The 19,525-nt window shown below is 72.4% G+C and carries 18 protein-coding genes; 14 read left to right on the top strand and 4 right to left on the bottom strand.

The window, feature by feature from the left end; translation table 11 throughout:
* Positions 1–28: 28 nt before the first annotated feature.
* The 10 genes from ftsW (at position 29) to RY076_RS21305 (ending at position 10,390) form a co-directional block, all read left to right on the top strand.
* Entirely contained in the window at positions 29–1,438 is a 1,410-nt protein-coding gene (ftsW, locus tag RY076_RS21350) for a putative lipid II flippase FtsW (protein ID WP_323101563.1), read from the top strand.
* Positions 1,435–2,559 carry an undecaprenyldiphospho-muramoylpentapeptide beta-N-acetylglucosaminyltransferase gene (murG, locus tag RY076_RS21345; protein ID WP_323101560.1) on the top strand — a complete coding sequence of 375 codons (1,125 nt, stop codon included), beginning with the start codon at positions 1,435–1,437 and terminating at the stop codon, positions 2,557–2,559. The genes ftsW and murG overlap by 4 nt, the downstream gene beginning before the upstream one ends.
* On the top strand, positions 2,556–4,016 hold the full coding sequence (murC, locus tag RY076_RS21340; RefSeq protein WP_323101559.1) for a UDP-N-acetylmuramate--L-alanine ligase: 1,461 nt from the start codon (positions 2,556–2,558) through the stop codon (positions 4,014–4,016). Before murG ends, murC begins: the two co-directional genes overlap by 4 nt.
* On the top strand, positions 4,016–4,783 hold the full coding sequence (locus tag RY076_RS21335; RefSeq protein WP_323101557.1) for a cell division protein FtsQ/DivIB: 768 nt from the start codon (positions 4,016–4,018) through the stop codon (positions 4,781–4,783). The genes murC and RY076_RS21335 overlap by 1 nt, the downstream gene beginning before the upstream one ends.
* Positions 4,784–5,138: 355 nt before the next feature.
* Positions 5,139–6,467, top strand: coding sequence for a cell division protein FtsZ (gene ftsZ, locus RY076_RS21330; protein ID WP_323101554.1), 1,329 nt, complete (start codon positions 5,139–5,141; stop codon positions 6,465–6,467).
* A 99-nt stretch (positions 6,468–6,566) separates the two neighbouring features.
* Entirely contained in the window at positions 6,567–7,325 is a 759-nt protein-coding gene (gene pgeF / locus RY076_RS21325) for a peptidoglycan editing factor PgeF (protein ID WP_323101551.1), read from the top strand.
* Positions 7,322–8,095, top strand: a complete 774-nt coding sequence (locus RY076_RS21320) for a YggS family pyridoxal phosphate-dependent enzyme (RefSeq protein WP_323101549.1) — start codon at positions 7,322–7,324, stop codon at positions 8,093–8,095. Before pgeF ends, RY076_RS21320 begins: the two co-directional genes overlap by 4 nt.
* Positions 8,096–8,138: 43 nt before the next feature.
* Positions 8,139–8,621 (top strand): cell division protein SepF, encoded by a 483-nt coding sequence (locus tag RY076_RS21315; RefSeq protein ID WP_323101547.1) that lies wholly within the window; start codon positions 8,139–8,141, stop codon positions 8,619–8,621.
* A 93-nt stretch (positions 8,622–8,714) separates the two neighbouring features.
* Positions 8,715–8,999, top strand: coding sequence for a YggT family protein (locus tag RY076_RS21310; RefSeq protein WP_076258843.1), 285 nt, complete (start codon positions 8,715–8,717; stop codon positions 8,997–8,999).
* A 173-nt stretch (positions 9,000–9,172) separates the two neighbouring features.
* A complete protein-coding gene (locus tag RY076_RS21305; RefSeq protein WP_323101544.1) occupies positions 9,173–10,390 on the top strand; it encodes a DivIVA domain-containing protein in 1,218 nt (405 codons plus the stop codon).
* Here the strand turns inward: RY076_RS21305 and RY076_RS21300 are convergent.
* On the bottom strand, positions 10,302–11,132 hold the full coding sequence (locus RY076_RS21300) for a hypothetical protein (RefSeq protein WP_323101541.1): 831 nt from the start codon (positions 11,130–11,132) through the stop codon (positions 10,302–10,304). The genes RY076_RS21305 and RY076_RS21300 overlap by 89 nt on opposite strands.
* Before the next feature lie 157 nt (positions 11,133–11,289).
* Here RY076_RS21300 and RY076_RS21295 point away from each other — a divergent pair, with 157 nt between their 5' ends.
* The 3 genes from RY076_RS21295 to RY076_RS21285 all read left to right on the top strand — a co-directional run bounded on the left by RY076_RS21295 (position 11,290) and on the right by RY076_RS21285 (position 13,431).
* Entirely contained in the window at positions 11,290–11,781 is a 492-nt protein-coding gene (locus RY076_RS21295) for a TraR/DksA family transcriptional regulator (protein WP_323101538.1), read from the top strand.
* A 107-nt stretch (positions 11,782–11,888) separates the two neighbouring features.
* On the top strand, positions 11,889–12,488 hold the full coding sequence (locus RY076_RS21290) for a signal peptidase II (protein WP_323101535.1): 600 nt from the start codon (positions 11,889–11,891) through the stop codon (positions 12,486–12,488).
* Entirely contained in the window at positions 12,481–13,431 is a 951-nt protein-coding gene (locus tag RY076_RS21285; protein ID WP_323101532.1) for an RluA family pseudouridine synthase, read from the top strand. The genes RY076_RS21290 and RY076_RS21285 overlap by 8 nt, the downstream gene beginning before the upstream one ends.
* A 4-nt stretch (positions 13,432–13,435) precedes the next feature.
* Here RY076_RS21285 and RY076_RS21280 read toward each other — a convergent pair whose 3' ends face one another.
* The 3 genes from RY076_RS21280 to RY076_RS21270 form a co-directional block, all read right to left on the bottom strand.
* Positions 13,436–14,254, bottom strand: coding sequence for a hypothetical protein (locus RY076_RS21280; protein ID WP_323101531.1), 819 nt, complete (start codon positions 14,252–14,254; stop codon positions 13,436–13,438).
* A 71-nt stretch (positions 14,255–14,325) separates the two neighbouring features.
* Positions 14,326–15,147: a hypothetical protein gene (locus RY076_RS21275; RefSeq protein WP_323101529.1), complete on the bottom strand. Its 822-nt coding sequence runs from the start codon at positions 15,145–15,147 to the stop codon at positions 14,326–14,328.
* Complete coding sequence (locus RY076_RS21270; RefSeq protein WP_323101526.1) at positions 15,140–15,802, bottom strand: RNA polymerase sigma factor; 663 nt, start codon at positions 15,800–15,802, stop codon at positions 15,140–15,142. The genes RY076_RS21275 and RY076_RS21270 overlap by 8 nt, the downstream gene beginning before the upstream one ends.
* A 117-nt stretch (positions 15,803–15,919) precedes the next feature.
* On the opposite strand from RY076_RS21270, the gene dnaE reads away from it, so the two are divergent.
* Positions 15,920–19,513, top strand: coding sequence for a DNA polymerase III subunit alpha (gene dnaE / locus RY076_RS21265; RefSeq protein WP_323101523.1), 3,594 nt, complete (start codon positions 15,920–15,922; stop codon positions 19,511–19,513).
* The last annotated feature ends 12 nt before the right edge of the window (positions 19,514–19,525 follow it).

Here is a 19,525-nt window from a genome sequence, read left to right as displayed (position 1 = left end):
CTGGGGCGAACCATGGGGTGAGCACGAGGTGAGCACGACGACCTCGAACCGGTCGGGCCGCTCGACGGGTTCGGCGGGCTCGACCGGTTCGGCGTCCAAGGGGACGCCGGCCCGCGGGTCGGCGGCGCAGCGCGCCCGCGCGGCGCAGGCCGCCAAGGAGCGGGCACGCGCCCGTGCGGAGGCGCATGCCGACGAGGCGAGCCGGACCGGCTCCACCCGGTCGCTGCCGATCATCGCCAAGCTCGAGTCGCCGCTGACGACGTACTACCTCATCCTCGGCGCCACGACGACCCTCGTCGTCATCGGGCTCATCATGGTGTTCAGCGCCTCCAGCGTCGAGCAGCTGCTCGCCGACAAGGCCTCCTACACGGTCTTCGCCCGCCAGCTGATGTTCGCCGTCCTCGGCGCGGTCGCGGCCGCCGTCGCCAGCCGCCTCGACGTCAAGAAGTGGAAGCGGCTGGCGATCCCGGCCCTCGTCGTGTCGGTCCTGCTCCTCGCCGCCGTCATCCCGCTCGGGGTCTCGGTCAACGGCAACCAGAACTGGCTCGCGCTCGGGCCGGTGCAGTTCCAGCCCTCCGAGCTGGCCAAGATCGGCATCGTCCTGGCGGGCGCCGCGATCTATGCGAACAAGGCCTCGCGCATGTCGAGCGTACTGCACGTCCTGCTGCCCTTCCTCGTACCGATCAGCGCCGTCGTGCTGGCCCTGATCCTCGCCGGCCACGACCTCGGCACCGCCCTGGTCTTCCTCGTCGTCATCGCCGCGATCCTCGCGGTCGCCGGCGCCCCGCTGCGGGTCTTCGTCGTCGGCGGCCTGCTCGGTGCGGCCGGCGTCGCCGCCCTCGTCGCCACGAGCGGCAACCGCGTCAAGCGCATCGCCGACTTCCTCGACCCGACGTGCAACACCAACCCCGACGGCTGGTGCGGCCAGGCGGTGCACGGCATGTACGCCCTCGCCGACGGTGGCTGGTGGGGCGTGGGCCTCGGTGCCTCCAAGGAGAAGTGGGCGTGGCTCTCCGAGGCCCACAACGACTTCATCTTCGCCATCATCGGCGAGGAGCTCGGGCTGCCGGGCACGCTCATGATCCTCGTGCTCTTCGGCATCCTCGCGTGGGCCTGCTTCCGCCTCGTCAGCCGCACCCAGGACCGCTTCGTGCGCATCGCCGGCTCGGGCATCATGGCCTGGCTCATCGGCCAGGCGATCATCAACATCGGTGCCGTCATCGGGCTCCTTCCGGTCATCGGCGTCCCCCTGCCGCTCGTCTCCGCGGGCGGCTCCTCGCTCGTCACGACACTCCTCGCGCTGGGCGTCCTGCTGTCCTTCGCCCGCAACGAGCCGGGGTGCCGTGCACTGCTCGAGTCCCGACGCGGGATGATCAGACGGTCGCTCGCGGTGCTGCCCTCGCGCACCCGCGCCCTGTCCTCTCGCAGAAGTCGGTGATCCACCTGTCCTCGCCCACCTCCGTCCTGCTCGCCGGTGGGGGGTCGGCCGGCCACGTGTCGCCGCTGCTCTCCCTCGCCGACGCGCTCCGCCGCCGGCACCCCGACGTGCTCGTCACCGCGCTCGGCACCGCCGAGGGCCTCGAGGCGCGTCTCGTGCCGGCGCACGGGCTCGACCTGCGCGTCGTGCCGAAGGTGCCGCTGCCGCGTCGGCCGAGCGCCGACCTGCTGCGCCTGCCGGGCCGGCTCAAGGCCGCCGTCGACGCCGCGGGTGCGGCCATCGACGACACCGGGGCCCAGGTGGTCGTCGGGTTCGGTGGCTACGTCAGCACGCCCGCCTACCTCGCGGCCCGCCGCCGGGGCGTGCCGGTCGTCATCCACGAGCAGAACGCCCGGGCGGGCCTGGCCAACCGTCTGGGGGCGCGCTTCGCCGCCCACGTCGCCACGACCTTCGCGGTCACCTCGCTGAAGAACGCCACGCGCATCGGCATGCCGCTGCGGCGGGCCGTGTCCACCCTCGACCGGGCCGGCAGCCGGGCCGAGGCGATGGCCCTGTTCGGCCTCGACGCGTCCTACCCCACGGTCCTCGTCACCGGCGGCTCGCTCGGTGCCCAGCGCCTCAACGACGCCTTCCGCGCCAACGTCGAGCGGCTCAGCGCCGCCGGCGTCCAGGTGCTGCACGTCACCGGCCTCGGCAAGGAGTTCGACGTCACCGTGCCCGACGGTGGCGCGCCCTACGTCGTCGTGCCGTACGTCGACCGCATGGAGCTCGCCTACGCCGCTGCCGACCTCGTCGTCGCGCGGGCCGGCGCCAACACCGTCTGCGAGCTGACCGCCGTCGGCCTGCCGGCCGTCTACGTGCCCCTGCCCGTCGGCAACGGCGAGCAGCGCGTCAACGCCGCCGACGTCGTCGCGACCGGCGGTGGCCTCCTCGTCGACGACGCCGACCTGACCCCCGAGTGGGTCGGGTCCGAGGTCGTCGCCCTCGCCACCGACCGGCCGCGCCTCGACCGGATGGCGACGGCCGCCGCCGCGCTGGGGGAGCGCGCCGCCGACGAGCGGCTCGCCGACATGGTCGACGACGCCGCGGCGGGCTCGGCCCGGGCGGGGGCGCGACGATGACCCCCTCGGCCGCCGACCCCTTCGCCGCCGCCCGCTTCGACTTCACGGCCCCGGTGCCCGACGCCGCCGACCTCGGACGCGTCCACTTCCTCGCCATCGGCGGGGCGGGGATGTCCGGGGTGGCGCGCATCATGCTGGCCCGCGGCGTCGCCGTCACCGGCAGCGATGCCAAGGACGTCCCGGTCCTCAAGGCGCTCGAGAGCGAGGGCGCGCACGTGTGGGTCGGGTTCCACCCCGCCCACCAGGAGCGCGCCGACGCCGTCGTCATGAGCAGCTCGATCCGCGAGGACAACGTCGAGCTCGTCGCCGCCCGCGAGCGCGGGATCCCCGTCCTGCACCGGGCGCAGGGGCTCGCCTCCCTCATGCACGGTCGCCATGCCGTCGCCGTGGCGGGCGCCAACGGCAAGACGACGACCACCTCGATGCTGACCGTCGCGCTGCAGGGCTGTGGCCTCGACCCGTCGTTCGCCGTCGGGGGAGAGCTCGCCAAGCACGGCACGAACGCCCACGACGGCGCCGACGACGTCTTCGTCGTCGAGGCGGACGAGAGCGACGGCTCGTTCGTCGTCTACCACCCCGAGGTCGCGGTCGTCACGAACGTCCAGCCCGACCACCTCGACTTCTACGACACCTTCGAGGTCGTCCAGGCCGCCTACGACGCCTTCGTCGCGACGATCCGTCCCGGCGGCCTGCTCGTGACCTGCCTCGACGACGCCGGCTCGGCCGCCCTCGCCGACCGGGCCCGGGCCGCCGGCACCCGCGTCGTCACGTACGGCTTCTCCACCGAGGCCGACGTCGTCCTGCGCGACCACGAGCAGGACGGCCTCACGGCGTCGGTCGGGCTCACCGACGCCGGCACCGAGCACGCGATGACCCTCGCGGTGCCCGGCCGGCACAACGCCCTCAACGCGGCGGCGGCCTACGCCGCCGCGGTCCACGGCCTGGGCCAGCAGCCCGAGCGGGTCCTCGCCGGCCTCGCGTCCTTCACCGGCACCCGTCGCCGGTTCGAGCCCAAGGGCGAGGCCGGTGGCGTCGTCGTCGTCGACGACTACGCCCACAACGCCGGCAAGGTCGCGGCCGTGGTCGAGACCGCCGCCCGGCTCGTGGCCGGCAGCGGACGGCTCGTCGTCGTCTTCCAGCCGCACCTCTACAGCCGCACCCGCGACTTCGCCACCGAGCTCGGCGCGGGGCTCGCCCCTGCCGACGTCGTCGTCGTCATGGACGTCTACGCCGCCCGCGAGGACCCGGTCCCCGGCGTCACGGGGCAGCTCGTCGTCGACGCCGTCCGCGAGGCGCGCCCGGGGGTCGAGGTGCTCTACGTGCCCTCGTGGGCCGAGGTGGCCGGACGCGTCGCCGGGCTCGTGCGCCCGGGCGACCTCGTCCTCACGGTCGGCGCCGGCGACGTCACGATGATCGGCCCCGAGGTCCTGCTCGCCCTCGGTGACGAGGAGGCGTGATGCACGACGGGTCGCACGGACGCCAGGTCGCCGGACGCGGCCTGTCGTCCTCGCGCGCCCGTTTCGAGCGTCGGGCCGCTGCGGCCCGCCGGCGGCCCCGGGTCCTCGCGGGCGTCGGCGTCGTCCTGCTCCTCGTCCTCGGCCTCGTGGCGTGGCTCGGCTGGTTCAGCGGCGTGCTGACGGCCACCCAGGTGCAGGTGCGCGGGGTGACCGGCGCGGCCGCGGCCGAGGTGCGTCGGGTCGCCGCGGTTCCTCTCGGTGGGCCGCTCATGCGGGTCGACACCGGTGCGGCGGAGCAGCGGCTCGTCGCCGGCAAGGCGTGGGACGACGTCACGGTGTCCCGGAGCCTGCCGCACACGGTCGTCATCGAGGTGTCGCCACGACGGGCGGTCCTCGCGGTGCGCACGCCGGAGGGCAGCGTCGACCTCGTCGACGCCGAGGGCTTCGCCTTCCGCACCCTCTCCGCCGCGCCCGACAGCGTGCCGCTCGTGCGCTCGAGCAGCGACACGGTGACGAAGTCCGGCGTGGCCGCGGCGGTCCAGGCACTCACCTCGCTGCCGGCGTCGGTGCGTGGCGACGTCTCCGGGGTCACCGTGTCGGCGGCCGACCAGGTGAGCTTCACCGTCTCCTCGAAGTCCAAGCGCAAGACCGTCGTGTGGGGCGGGGCCGGCGAGGGCGCCCGCAAGGCACAGCTCGTCACGGTCCTGCTCGGCGAGCCCGGAGACACCATCGACGTCAGCGTCCCGGACTCACCCGTGACGCGCTGAGGCGGCTGGCCGGCCCGTGCGCCGACCCCGGCGCGCGCCTGCCGACGCGGCGTGGGACAGTGTGCGCGGCAGTTGGTACCGGCGTTGCCGGATGGTGCCGATGGTGTGGATGTGGCCGGTGTGCCGGTGCCTCGGGAAATGGGGCAACCGACGCGACGACACGCCGCGAGTTGTGTTGATCGGCCACGGGCCACGGCATACCGTCGGGGCACTGGTTCCGTGACCAAACCGTAACCGTCAGGTCGACCTTTAAGGTTGGGCCACCGCACCACCCGAAGCCACCCCCAGCCGCACCCACCGGACGATCCCGCGAACTTCGCAGTACCGGCACCACCACTCAGGAAGGCCCACTCCCGTGGCAGCAGCACCGCAGAACTACCTGGCCGTCATCAAGGTCGTCGGCATCGGCGGCGGCGGCGTCAATGCCATCAACCGGATGATCGAGGTGGGCCTCAAGGGCGTCGAGTTCATCGCGATCAACACCGACGCGCAGGCGCTGCTCATGAGCGACGCCGACGTCAAGCTCGACGTCGGCCGCGAGCTGACCCGTGGCCTCGGCGCCGGCGCCGACCCCGAGGTCGGCAAGAAGGCCGCCGAGGACCACGCCGAGGAGATCGAGGAGGTCCTCAAGGGGGCCGACATGGTCTTCGTCACCGCCGGAGAGGGCGGCGGCACGGGCACCGGCGGCGCGCCGGTGGTGGCCCGCATCGCCCGCCAGCTCGGCGCACTGACCATCGGTGTCGTCACGCGCCCCTTCACGTTCGAGGGCCGTCGCCGCGCCAACCAGGCCGAGTCCGGCATCGGCAGCCTCCGCGAGGAGGTCGACACCCTGATCGTCATCCCCAACGACCGGCTGCTGTCGATCAGCGACCGCAACGTCTCGATGATGGACGCGTTCCGCTCCGCCGACCAGGTGCTCCTGTCCGGTGTCCAGGGCATCACCGACCTCATCACGACGCCCGGCCTCATCAACCTCGACTTCGCCGACGTCAAGTCGGTCATGCAGGGTGCGGGTTCGGCCCTCATGGGCATCGGCTCGGCCCGCGGCGAGGACCGTGCCGTCCAGGCCGCCGAGCTCGCCATCAGCAGCCCGCTGCTCGAGGCCTCGATCGACGGCGCGCACGGCGTCCTGCTCTCGATCCAGGGCGGCAGCGACCTCGGCCTCTTCGAGATCAACGAGGCCGCCCGCCTCGTCCAGGAGGCGGCGCACCCCGAGGCGAACATCATCTTCGGTGCGGTCATCGACGACGCCCTCGGCGACGAGGTCCGGGTCACGGTCATCGCGGCCGGCTTCGACGGTGGCGGCCCGACGCGCCGCGACGACGACCGTGCGCTCGGCCAGGTCATGGGCCGGTCCACCCCGTCCGCCGCGCCCGCTCACCAGGGCAACCACCAGGGCAACCACCAGGCGCAGCAGCACAGCAACGGGGTCGCCGCCCAGCCCGCAGCCCAGCCGGTGCACCAGCAGCCCGTCCACCAGCAGCCGGTGCACCAGCAGCCCGTCCACCAGCAGCCGGTGCACCAGCAGCCCGCCGCCCCGCAGCAGCTGCCCACGCAGCAGCCGGCCGCCCCGCAGCACCAGGGCCAGCAGCCGCCCGCGGCGCCCCGTCCCTCCCAGCAGCCGCCGCGGCAGGTGACGTTCGAGGACAGCGACGAGCTCGACGTGCCCGACTTCCTCAAGTAGTCCGAGACGTCGTCAGCACGAAGCACGACCTACCGACGGGAGGCGCCGACGCGGCGCCTCCCGTCGGCGTTCCCCGGCCCGGCGGATAGGTTGGCCCTCGTGTTCTTCTGGCGATCCGATCCCCACGACGACCCGACGCCCGGGGCGGCCCGCGGCGGCCTGGACCTCGCGTTCACCGGCCGGTCGGCGGGGGAGGGCAGGGCGCCCTACGCCGGCCTCAACCTCGGCGGACACGTGGGCGACGACCCCGCGGTCGTCGAGGCCAACCGGATGGCGCTGGCCCGCGAGGTCGGCGTCCCGCGCGGGCAGCTGCTCTTCATGAACCAGGTGCACGGGACCGACGTCGTCGAGGTCTCGGGGCCGTGGTCGGGCGAGCCGCCCGAGGCTGACGGGATCGTCACACGCGCAACAGGACTCGCTCTCGCCGTCCTCGTGGCCGACTGCGTGCCGCTGCTGCTCCACGACGCCGAGGCGGGCGTCGTCGGGGCGGTCCACGCGGGGCGTCCGGGCATGGTCGCGGGGATCGTCCCGAGGGCGGTCGCCGCGATGCGCGACCTCGGCGCCAGCCGGGTGCGCGCCACCGTGGGGCCGTCGGTCTGCGGACGCTGCTACGAGGTTCCCGCCGACATGGCGCGGGCGGCGGCGGGTGTCACGCCCGCCGCAGCGGCCCGCTCGTGGCAGGGCACCCCCGCCGTCGACGTCGCGGCCGGGGTCGTCGAGCAGCTGGCCGACGCCGGTGTCGAGGTCGAGTGGGTCGCGGGGTGCACTCGCGAGGACGCCGATCTCTACTCCTACCGCCGTGACGGCACGACGGGCCGGTTCGCCGGCGTCGTCGTGCGCCGCGAGGCCCTCGCGTGAGCGCCCCGGGCGTCGGCGTCGTCGACCCCGACGTGCGTCGCGAACAGCTGCGTGCCTCGCTCGACGCCGTGAACGGACGCATCGAGCGCGCCTGCGCCGACGCGGGTCGCGACCCGGCCGGGGTGACCCTCGTCGTCGTCACGAAGTTCTTCCCGGCCTCTGACGTGCTGCTCCTGCACGAGCTCGGGGTCCGCAGCTTCGGCGAGAACCGCGACCAGGAGGCGGCCGAGAAGTACGCGCAGGTGCGCGAGGCGCTCGACGAGCGGGCCGGGGGAGCCGCCCGTGGGTCCGACGCGCCCGTGCTCCACTTCATCGGCCGGCTCCAGGGCAACAAGGCCGCCCACGTCGCGCAGTACGCCGACGTCGTCGAGAGCCTCGACCGGGTCAAGCTCGTCGCCGGTCTCGCCAAGGGCGCGCACCGGGCCGGGCGAAGGGACGGCGGCCTCGAGGTCCTCCTGCAGGTCAGCCTCGACGGTGACACCTCGCGCGGGGGAGCCCTGCCCGAGGACCTCGAGGCGATCGCCGCGGTCGTCGAGGGGCAGCCGGCCCTGAGGCTCCGTGGCCTCATGGCGGTCGCGCCGCTCGGGGCCGACCCCGACGCGTCCTTCGCGGCCCTGTACGACCTGGCCCGCAACATGCGCGAGCGACACCCCGGCGCGAGCTGGCTCTCGGCCGGCATGAGCGGCGACCTCGAGGCCGCGCTGCGCCACGGCGCGACACACCTGCGTGTCGGAACGGCAATCCTCGGTTCACGCCCGTCACTTCTGTAACGTCGGCAACGATTCAGCACGATCCGAACGTTGGGAGCCGGCCATGGCAGGGGCACTGCGCAAGACGATGGTGTACCTCGGACTGAGCGAGGAGGACCAGCGTCACGAGAGGTACGACGACTACGAGGCGTACGACGAGTCCGACCGCTACGACGACGAGCCGGAGCACACCGCGGCCGTCACGCAGCTGCCGACGCGTCGTCCCGTCGCGGCGGTCGTGCGTGAGCCCGAGGTCGGTGGCCTCAACCGCATCACGACGATCCACCCTCGCACGTACAACGAGGCCAAGAACATCGGCGAGTGGTTCCGCGACCAGGTGCCGGTCATCATGAACCTCTCCGACATGGACGACTCCGACGCCAAGCGTCTCGTCGACTTCGCGGCGGGTCTCGTCTTCGGTCTGCACGGCACGATCGAGCGGGTCACCTCCAAGGTGTTCCTGCTGTCGCCGGCGCACGTCGAGATCGCGGCCGACGAGCCGGAGGCCCCGTCGCCCTCCACCCGCGGCTTCTTCAACCAGAGCTGACGCGGCGGCCCGGCCACCTTCGGACACCCACGCACAGCGACCCCACAGCACCCCGATTGCTCGGGATGCGGCCGCATCGGCGACACTGACCTCATGGACGCGTTCTGGACGATCTACGGAGTGGTCGTCTTCACCTTCTTCATCGCCCTCATCGGACGCTTCGTCCTCGACTGGGTGCAGATGCTCGCGCGGTCCTGGCACCCCACGGGCATCGTGCTCGTCCTCGCCGAGGCCGTGTACACGGTGACCGACCCTCCGCTCAAGGCGCTGCGCAAGGTCATCCCGTCGCCGAACCTCGGCGGGGTCCGGCTCGACCTCAGCTTCCTCGTCCTCATGCTGCTCACGTCGCTGGCGCTCAACGTCCCCAGCTTCTTCTGACAGCGGGACGGACCTGCGGGCCGGCCGAGCCCGCCACGAGGACAGTCGAACCCGGGGTGCGAGCCGGGCGGCACGTGGGATACGACACGCACCACGCCGAGCACGGCTTTGGTTCGTGACCGGAACGTTAGATACCTTGGACCCGAACCACTACGTCTGCATCGAGGTGAGACATGGCGCTTACGCCGGAACAGGTGCTCAACAAGCACTTCCAGACCACGCAGTTCCGCCGGGGCTACGAGGAGCGGGACGTCGACGACTTCCTCGACGAGATCGTCGCCGAGATGCGCTCTCTCATCGAGCAGCGCGACGACTACCTCAAGCAGCTCAACGACTGCCGAGCGTCGAAGAACCAGTCGGCGGTGCGCGCCGAGGCTGCCACGGCCGCGATGCCGGCCGTGGGCCGTCCTGGTGACGACGCGAAGCTCGGCGGGCTGACGGCCAAGATCCAGGACGCCGAGCGCGCGTTCAAGGCCGCCCAGGACCGCGCCGCCAAGGCCAAGGCCGAGGCCGACAACGCCGAGCGCGCCGCCAAGGAGCGCATCGAGCGGGCCCGGGCCGAGGCCGAGCGGGCCGAGACCGCCGCGAAGTCCGCGGTCGACTCCAAGGCCCTCAACGACGCCCAGGCCAAGCTCAACGACCTCAACACCAAGGTCGCCGACGCCGAGTCGCGCCTGGCCAAGTCCCAGGACAGCGCCCGCGACATCGAGGCCCGCCTCGCCAAGTCGCAGGAGAACGCCCGGGCCGCCGAGGAGCGCGCTGCGCGCGCCAACGCCGACGCCGAGGCCGCCGCCCGCATCCAGCCGGCCGCTGCGGCTGCCGCTGCGGCCGCCGCGCCTGCGGGCAGCACCGACGCCGCCGGCGTCATCGCGCTGGCCCAGCGCCTCCACGACGAGCACGTCGCCGCCGGCGAGACGCGTCGCAACGAGCTGATCTCGGAGGCCGAGAACCGCCACCGCGACCTCATCAACACCGGCCAGACCAAGCACGACGAGCTCATCAACGCCGGTCAGGCCCGCCACGAGGAGGCGACGCGTCAGGCCGAGCAGATCGCCACCGCCGCGACGGCCCAGCGCGACCAGATGATCGCCGAGGCCACCTCGCAGCGCGACCGGATGCTCGCCGACGCCGCGACCAAGCGCGACGAGATGCTGACCGAGGCGCGCGAGCGCTCGACCGGCATGGTCGCCGAGGCCCAGCAGCGCAAGGCCCAGCTGCTCGAGGAGCTCGACAAGCAGAAGTCGCTGCTCGATCGCAAGATCAGCGAGCTGCGCGGCTTCGAGAAGAACTACCGCAGCAACCTCAAGAACTACATCGAGGGCCAGCTGCACGACCTCGACAGCAACGTCCAGGAGCCGGCGCATGCCGGCGCCGGCGACAGCCAGGGCTGAGGCGCACCCTCAGCCCGTCCTCGAGACACGCAGACGCTCGCACGCGGGCCGACCGGGAACCTTCCCGGTCGGCCCGCGTTGTACGTGCTGGGTGACTCTTTGTGCCCGTGCGCGTTTCGTGTTTGTGCGGGACCCGCGCGGGGCCTATTGTCAGCCGCACTTGCAGCGTCGACGGCACGAGCGACGGAGGTGACGCCATGGCGGCGAAGAGGACGGCGGCGGTGACGACCGCAGCGAAGCGGGCGGTGACGGCGGTGGGTCGCACGGCCAGAGCCGCCGCGACCAGGGCGACCCCCGCGAAGGCCACCAGCAGGACCGCGACCAAGACCGCGACCAAGACCGCGACGAAGACCGCTCCGTCGAAGACCGCGTCGAAGCCCGCAGCGAAGGCCTCGGCCACGAAGGCTGCCTCGTCGAAGACCGCGTCGAAGCCTGCGGTGAAGAAGGCGGCGACACGGTCTGCGACGGCTGCGACGACGAAGGCCGCGACGACGAAGGCCGCAACGACGAAGGCCGCAGCCAAGAAGGCGGCGCCGACGAGGACTGCAGCGACGAAGGCTCCGGCGAAGAAGGCCGCGCCCGCCAAGGCCACGGCGAAGAAGGCCGCGCCGGCGAAGACCGTGACGAAGGCGACCGCATCGGCGAAAACCACGGTGAAGAAGACCGCGGTCAAGAAGACTGCGGGCAGGGCCTCGACGCCGACCGGCACGACGACCCCGAAGACCACCTCGAAGCCGACCACGAAGACGGCGACGAAGACGGCGACGAAGACCGCGACGAAGACCGCCCCGAAGCCGACGACGAAGACGACGTCGGCGACCAGCACGGCGCCCCGGCGCACCAGGACCCCTCGGCCGAGCGCTCCTCAGCGTTCGGCCGCACGACCCGAGAAGGCAGCAGTGACGACGACGAGCCCCACCACCGGTACCCGGAGCGCGACGAGTGCCAGCAGCCGGGCCAGGACCGGCACCTCGCGCACGAGCGCGAAGAAGATCGCCGAGACGCTGCGCGTCAAGGACGACGAGAGCCCTTGGAGCGAGGAGGAGATCGCGGAGGTCCGCGGCGTCCTCCTCGAGGAGATCGACCAGCACCGCGAAGAGCTCAGGATCGCCGAGGACGAGCTCGACAGCTTCCTGCGCTCGTCCGGTGACGGCGCGGGCGACGACCAGGCCGACGCCGGTGCGAAGACCGCCGAGCGCGAGCACGAGATGTCGGTGGCGGCGAACGCCCGCGCCGGGCTCGTCCAGGCCGAGCACGCCCTCGAGCAGCTCGAGGCGGGCACGTACGGCGTGTGCGAGAACTGCGGCAACCCGATCGGCAAGCTTCGACTCCAGGCCCGTCCGCGTGCGACCCTGTGCATGTCATGCCAGGAGAAGCAGGACCGCCACTGAACAACGCCGCCGGCGCGCCCAGCCGCGCCGACGCACCAACCCGGGACGCGGCGCCGACCCCCACCCAGCACGGAGTGGGAGCCGGTGCCGCGTCCGACCGAGAGACCGTGAGTACCGAGAACAGCGCACCGCCCACCGCGAGGACCACGTCCGAGCGTCCGTCCCCGACCCGACGGAGGCGACTCTTCGCGATGCTCGCCGTCGTCGCCGTGCTCGCCTACGCCAGCGACCAGCTCACCAAGGCCGTCGCGCTCGCGACGCTGTCCGACGGCAGCCCGCGCCCGTTCATCGGCGAGCTCATCCGCTTCAAGCTCATCGGCAACCCCGGCGCGGCCCTGTCGCTCGGGGCGAGCAACACGTGGGTCATGACCGGCATCGCCCTCGCGGTGCTCGTCGCGATCGTCGTCGTGGCCCGCGACCTCGGCTCGCGCGCCTGGGCCCTTGCCCTCGGCCTGCTGCTGGGCGCCGCCGTCGGCAACCTCACCGACCGGTTCGTGCGGCCGCCCGGCGGCGGCCAGGGGCACGTCGTCGACTTCATCGACTACCGGTGGTTCATCGGCAACGTCGCCGACATCTGGATCGTCGGGGCGGCCTGCCTCGTCGTCGTCCTCGCGATGCTCGGCATCGGCGTCGACGGCCGTCGCGACCGCGACAAGCGCGCCGCCGAGGCGTCGACCATCGAGGGTACGGAGCACGGCGATGAGTGAGTCCGTGTCCGCGGGGGAGGCCCGCACCGTCCTCGTGCCCGACGGCCTCGAGGGCGAGCGTGTCGACTCCGGCGTCTCGCGCCTCTTCGGGGTGTCGCGCACCAAGGCCGCCGAGCTCGCCGCGGCGGGTCACGTGGCGCAGTCAGGACGTCCGGTCGGCAAGTCCGAGCGGCTCGTCGCCGGCGCCATGCTCGAGGTGTCGCTGCCGCGCGCCGAGGCGAGCCCGAGCCTGCAGGTCGTGGCCGAGCCGGTGCCCGGCATGCGGATCATCCACGACGACGACGACCTCGTCGTCGTCGACAAGCCGGTCGGCGTCGCGGCGCACCCGAGCCTCAACTGGACCGGCCCGGACGTCGTCGGTGGCCTGGCAGCGGCCGGCTACCGCATCTCCACCTCCGGCGCCCCGGAGCGCCAGGGCATCGTCAGCCGGCTCGACGTCGGTACGTCCGGCCTCATGGTCGTGGCCAAGAGCGAGTACGCCTACAGCCGCCTCAAGCACCTGTTCCGCAGCCGGCAGGTCGACAAGACCTACCACGCGCTCGTCCAGGGCCTGCCCGACCCCCTCGTCGGCACCGTCGACGCTCCGATCGGGCGCCGTCCGGGCGCCGAGTTCAAGTTCGCCGTCATGAGCACCGGCAAGCCGTCGGTGACCCACTACGAGGTGCTCGAGGCGTTCCGCTACGCGAGCCTGCTCGAGATCCACCTCGAGACCGGCCGCACGCACCAGATCCGCGTGCACATGGCCGCCCTGCACCACCCGTGCTGCGGCGACCCGCTCTACGGCGCCGACCCGACGCTCGCCGCCCGGCTCGGCCTCGACCGCCAGTGGCTGCACGCGGTCGGGCTCGGTTTCGAGCACCCGGGCACGGGGGAGTACGTCCACTTCGAGAGCTCGTACCCGGACGACCTGCAGCGTGCGCTCGACGTCGCCGCGACCTTCTGAGGCTTCAGGTTCGACTTGAGCGTGAAGGTCGGCGCGCCGACGGCGAAGGCGCGTCGGCCCCGCGCGGGTCGGCCGAGAAGCCGACCGCTTCGGGCCGTCGGGGTACGCCCGCCGCCTCGGCTTCCGCAGCTTCCGCAGCTGCCGCAGGTGCCGCAGGTGCCGGAGCCGAGAAGCGTCGACGCACGCGAGGGCGCGCCACGAAGCCGGTGACGACGCCGAGGACGAGCGCGAGCCCCGCCAGCCCGACCGTCGCCGGCCAGGGGAGACCGGTCGCCGTGGCCGCACCCGTCGGTGGCGCCGCCGCGACGGGGACGTGGGTCCCGGGCGCAGCGCCGGGCGTCGGTGTGCTCCCGGCCGCGCTCGCCGGTGTCGCGTCCCCGATGACACCGAGCGAGCGGAGGGTACGCAGCAGCAGGGCGGCATCGGTGGGACGGTGACGGACCGAGGGCGCCGAGAAGAGGTCGGTGCTGCCGTCGATGCTCATCGTCGTCTCGACCCACACGTCGTCGCCGTCGAGCGTGACGGCGTCGACGCGCCAGGGCGTCACGTCGTGGATGAGCCAGGTGAGGCGCAGGCTCGTCCCCATGAACGACGCCGGCGCCGTGCGGTCCCCGCGCGGAGGGTCGTAGGGCGAGAGCGCCTTCTCGAGGTCGGCGTAGGCGGCGCTGCCGGTCAGGGCGGCGCCGGCGCGGGCGCCGTCGTAGTCGACGACGAGCACCGAGGTGGGCCCGCCGGCGGACGCAGGGGCCGCGGCCGCGACGAGCACGGCGAGGCCGGCGGTGACGGCGACGGACAGCAGGGCCAGGGTGCGGGGTCTGCGCACGGCTTCCTCCTCGGGGCGGGCCCGGCGGCGTCCGGGCGTCAGTCCCTCAACACCGCCGGACCGCCGTCGGTTCACCGGGCCGTGCCGGCGATCCGCAGCGCGGCGTCGAGGCCGGCCGGGCCCTCGAGCCGGTAGGTGACCTCGCCCGCAGGGGACGGCACGACCCACACGAGTGTCGGGCCGGCGAGGCGCGGCTGCTCGGCATGCGTCCCGCCCGAGCGGTCCACCCACTCGATGCGGTGCGGAGCCCCGAACCACAGCGCGTCGTGGCCCGACACCTGCGTCGGCGTCACCGCGTCCCACACCGTCTTGACGTAGCCCCACGAGAGCGACCCGACGAAGACGTCGAGACGCGTCGGGGCGCCTCCCGTCGCGGCCCGGGGTCCCCACGACAGCTCGACGACGCGTCCACCGTGGACCAGCACGACGGCGTCCGGTGGCCCGAGCACCGACGGGACTGCGACCGGGGCGCCGACGGCCCGTGCCGCCGTGGCGAGGGTCACCGGCGTTCCGGACGCCCCGGGAGCGGGTGTCGACGTCGGCGCCGTCGCGGTGGACGTGGGCACCGGGCGAGGCTCTTCGCGGACGACGACACCGCCGAGGCGCAGCAGCTCGAGCACGGCCGCCCGCACCGGTGGGACGAGGGCGAGCGCGAGGGCGACGGCCGCGGCCACGGCCCACGCGAGGCGGCGACGTGCGGGCCGCTGAGCGTGGGTGGGCCGAGACGATGACGCCGGTGACTGCACGGGGGCCGGTGCCGTGACCCGCGCGAGGACGTTCGCCGCGAGGTCGTCGCGGGGCGGCCCGGTGACGAGCCACCGGCCGAGCTCGACGAGCTCGCGCTCGAGGCCGGAACCGGCATCCGGTCCTGAACGGGGAACGAGGTCAGGCATCGGCGAGCACCTCCCGGAGGGTGGCGAGGGCGCGGTGCAGCCGTGACTTCACGGTGCCCGCGGGAAGGTCGAGGACCGTGGCCGTCTCGGCCTCGGACAGCTCGAGCAGGTAGCGGCACGTGACGACCTCGCGCAGCTCGGTCGGCAGGGCGTCGAGGGCCTCGAGCAGTCCGGCCCGACGGTCGGCGCCCACCGCCGCGTCGGCGGGGTCGGTGCGGTCGCCGCGACCGCCCTCGGCGACCTCGCGGACGGCCACGCGCAGCTCGCGCAGCAGGCGCCGCGACCGGCCACGCACGGTGTTGCGGGTCTCGTTGACGACGATGCGCAGCAGCCAGGGCCGGAACCCGGCCCCCGCCCGGAACCGCGGCAGCGCCGCGTACGCCTTGACGAAGGCCTCCTGCACGACGTCGTCGGCGTCGTCGCCCGCCCCGGACAGCACGGCGAGGCGTCTGGCCATCGGGGCGTGCCGCACGACGAGGACCGCGTACGCGGCCGGGTCCCCGGCGCGCACGCGGGCCAGGGCCACGGCGTCGTCGACGGCCCCGTCATCGGGCCCGCCGGGCTCGCCGGGCCGGTCGGTCGTGCGGTCGATCGCGCTGATCGAGGCCTCCCTCCGCTGCGGTTCCGGTGACGCGCCGGGTGCGGACCACCCCATCGTCGCGCCCCGACACGGTCGATACACCGCAGCGCGCCGATCGGTTCGCGACACCAGCCGCGACACCAGCACCGACACGCCGAGGGGCGTCGGTGGGCGGGCTTAGACTCATCCACGATGTCGAGCCAGCCCGCCCCGCGTAACGACCAGAACTTCGTGCACCTGCACGTACACACGGAGTACTCGATGCTCGACGGGGCGGCCCGCATCGGCGACCTCTTCAGCGAAGCGGCGAGGATGGGCATGCCGGCCCTCGCCACCACCGACCACGGCTACACCTTCGGTGCCTACGAGTTCTGGAAGAAGGCCCAGGGCACCGGCGTCAAGCCGATCATCGGCGTCGAGGCCTACATCACGCCGGGCACGCACCGCACCGACCGCACCAAGGTCAGCTGGGGCGACGGCGGCCGCGACGACATCTCCGGCAGCGGTGCGTACACGCACATGACGATGCTCGCCGAGAACAACGAGGGCATGCACAACCTCTTCCGCATGACCTCCATCGCGAGCCTCGACCAGGTGTACACGAAGTGGCCGCGCATCGACCGCGAGCTGCTCTCGACATACGGCAAGGGCCTCATCGTCACCACCGGCTGCCCGTCGAGCGAGATCCAGACCAAGCTGCGCTTCGGGATGTACGACGAGGCCCGTGAGGTCGCCGGCGAGCTGCGCGACATCTTCGGCAACGACAACGTCTACGTCGAGCTCATGGACCACGGCCTCGACATCGAGCGGCGCACCCAGAAGGACCTCATCCGCCTGGCCCGCGACCTCAAGCTGCCGCTCGTGGCCACCAACGACCTGCACTACACCCGCGCCGAGGACGCCAAGGCGCACGCGGCCCTGCTCTGCGTCCAGTCCGGCTCGACCCTCATGGACCCCAACCGGTTCAAGTTCGACGCCGACGACTTCTACCTCAAGTCCGCCCAGGAGATGCGCCACCTCTGGCGCGAGCTCCCCGAGGCGTGCGACAACACGCTGCTCATCGCCGAGCGCTGCGAGGTCTCCTTCACCGAGGGCGAGGGGCGCTACATGCCGCGCTTCCCGGTGCCCGAGGGCGAGGACGAGACGTCGTGGTTCATCAAGGAGGTCGAGACCGGCCTGCAGCGCCGCTTCCCCGAGGGGGTGCCCGACTACGCCCGCAAGCAGGCGGCCTTCGAGGAGGACGTCATCGTCTCCAAGGGCTACCCGGGCTACTTCCTCGTCGTCGCCGACTTCATCAACTGGGCCAAGCGCAACGGCATCCGCGTCGGCCCGGGCCGTGGCTCGGGCGCCGGCTCGATGTGCGCCTACGCCATGGGCATCACCGACCTCGACCCGGTCCCGCACGGCCTGATCTTCGAGCGGTTCCTCAACCCCGAGCGCATGTCGATGCCCGACTTCGACGTCGACTTCGACGAGCGCCGGCGCGGTGAGGTCATCCGCTACGTCACCGAGAAGTACGGCTCGGAGCGCGTCGCGCAGATCGTCACCTACGGCACCATCAAGGCCAAGCAGGCCGTCAAAGACGCCGCCCGCGTCATGGGCCACCCGTTCAGCGTCGGCGAGCAGCTGACCAAGGCGATGCCGCCGGACGTCATGGGCAAGGGCGTGCCGCTCGCCGAGATCTACAACCCCGAGCACAAGCGCTACAACGAGGGTGTCGACTTCCGCGCGCTCGTGCAGACCGAGACCCACTTCCAGGAGGTCGTCGACACCGCCAAGGGCCTCGAGGGCCTGAAGCGCCAGTGGGGCGTGCACGCCGCCGGCGTCATCATGAGCAGCGAGCCGCTCATCGACGTCATCCCGATCATGAAGCGGCTGCAGGACGGCCAGGTCATCACCCAGTTCGACTACCCCAGCTGCGAGTCGCTCGGCCTGGTCAAGATGGACTTCCTCGGCCTGCGCAACCTGACGATCCTCGACGACGCCATCGAGAACATCAAGGCCAACCGCGACGAGGACATCGACCTCGACGCCCTGTCCAAGGACATGACCGACCGGGCCACCTACGAGCTCCTCGGCCGGGGCGACACCCTCGGCGTCTTCCAGCTCGACGGCGGCGGCATGCGCGCGCTGCTGCGCCTCATGCAGCCGGACAACTTCGAGGACATCTCGGCCGCTCTCGCGCTCTACCGGCCCGGCCCGATGGGCGTCAACGCGCACACGAACTTCGCGCTGCGCAAGAACGGCAAGCAGGAGCTCATCCCGCTCGACCCGCAGCTGAAGGGCAAGCTCCAGCAGGAGATGATCGAGGCCCTCGACCCGATCCTCGGGATGACCTACGGCCTGGTCATCTACCAGGAGCAGGTCATGGAGATCGCCCAGAAGCTGGCCGGCTACACGCTCGGCAACGCCGACCTGCTCCGGCGCGCGATGGGCAAGAAGAAGAAGGAGGTGCTCGACGCCGAGTACGTCCCCTTCTCCGAGGGCATGAAGGCCAATGGGTTCAACGAGGCCTCGATCGCCGCGCTGTGGGGCGTGCTCGTCCCGTTCTCCGACTACGCCTTCAACAAGGCCCACACCGCCGCGTACGGCCTCGTGTCCTACTGGACCGGCTACCTCAAGGCCAACTACCCGGCCGAGTACATGGCGGCGCTGCTCACGAGCGTGCGCGACGACAAGGACAAGTCGGCGCTCTACCTCAACGAGTGCCGGCACATGGGCATCAAGGTGCTGCCGCCCGACGTCAACGAGTCCGTCGCCAACTTCGCCGCCGTCGGCACCGACATCCGCTTCGGCCTGGCCGCGATCCGCAACGTCGGGGCCAACGTCGTCGACAAGATCGTCGAGGCCCGCGAGAAGAAGGGCGCCTTCGCCTCGTTCAAGGACTTCCTCGACAAGGTCGACGCCGTCGTGTGCAACAAGCGCACCATCGAGTCGCTCATCAAGGGCGGCGCGTTCGACTCGCTCGGCGAGAGCCGCCGCGGGCTCGTCGAGGTGCACGAGCGGTACGTCGACGCGCTCGTCGACGTCAAGAAGCAGCAGGCCATCGGCCAGGACAGCCTCTTCGCCTCGTTCGGCTTCGGCGACGCCGACGGAGAGGCGTCCGGGGTCGACCCGTTCGCCGGCCTGCCGCCGGTCCCGCCGAGCGAGTGGGACAAGTCGGTGCTGCTGTCCTACGAACGCGAGATGCTCGGGCTCTACGTCTCCGACCACCCGCTCTTCGGCATCGAGCACATCCTGTCGGCCCACGCCGACACCCCGATCGCCTCGCTCCTCGGCGAGGACGCCAAGCCCGATGGCACGCCCGTGACCGTCGCGGGGCTCATCACGAGCCTGCAGCTCAAGCGCACGAAGAAGGGCGACCTCTGGGCCATCGCGACCGTCGAGGACCTCGACGGCGCCATCGAGTGCCTCTTCTTCCCCTCGTCGTACATGACGTACTCGACGATGCTGGCCCAGGACACCGTGTGTGCCGTCAAGGGTCGGGTCAGTGCGCGCGACGACTCGATCTCGATCTTCGCCCAGGAGCTGACGATCCCCGACATCAAGGAGGGCCCGCGCGGCCCCGTCGTCGTCACCCTCCCGCTCGGTCGGGCCACGCCGGCCGTCGCCGAGAGCCTCAAGCGTGTCCTCGGCGAGCACCCCGGCGCCACGGAGGTGCAGGTGAAGCTGACCCAGCCCGGCCGTTCGGTGCTCATGTCGCTCGACGACTCGCTGCGGGTCACCGCGACCTCCGCGCTCTTCGGCGACCTCAAGGCGCTCCTCGGCCCGGCCTGCCTCGGCTGAGCACGGGCGTCG

Source organism: Intrasporangium zincisolvens (assembly GCF_034724055.1).
GTDB lineage: Bacteria > Actinomycetota > Actinomycetes > Actinomycetales > Dermatophilaceae > Monashia > Monashia zincisolvens.
The sequence above is the reverse complement of the archived record's forward strand: the minus strand, read 5'-3'. Positions and strand labels throughout refer to the sequence as shown.

Coding starts and splice junctions, on each gene's coding strand:
- murC (WP_323101559.1), top strand. CDS start 2,556: ATGACCCCCTCGGCCGCCGACCCCTTCGCCGCCGCCCGCTTCGACTTC.
- RY076_RS21335 (WP_323101557.1), top strand. CDS start 4,016: ATGCACGACGGGTCGCACGGACGCCAGGTCGCCGGACGCGGCCTGTCG.
- RY076_RS21315 (WP_323101547.1), top strand. CDS start 8,139: ATGGCAGGGGCACTGCGCAAGACGATGGTGTACCTCGGACTGAGCGAG.
- RY076_RS21310 (WP_076258843.1), top strand. CDS start 8,715: ATGGACGCGTTCTGGACGATCTACGGAGTGGTCGTCTTCACCTTCTTC.
- RY076_RS21305 (WP_323101544.1), top strand. CDS start 9,173: ATGGCGCTTACGCCGGAACAGGTGCTCAACAAGCACTTCCAGACCACG.
- RY076_RS21285 (WP_323101532.1), top strand. CDS start 12,481: ATGAGTGAGTCCGTGTCCGCGGGGGAGGCCCGCACCGTCCTCGTGCCC.
- RY076_RS21275 (WP_323101529.1), bottom strand. CDS start 15,147: ATGCCTGACCTCGTTCCCCGTTCAGGACCGGATGCCGGTTCCGGCCTC.
- RY076_RS21270 (WP_323101526.1), bottom strand. CDS start 15,802: ATGGGGTGGTCCGCACCCGGCGCGTCACCGGAACCGCAGCGGAGGGAG.
- dnaE (WP_323101523.1), top strand. CDS start 15,920: ATGTCGAGCCAGCCCGCCCCGCGTAACGACCAGAACTTCGTGCACCTG.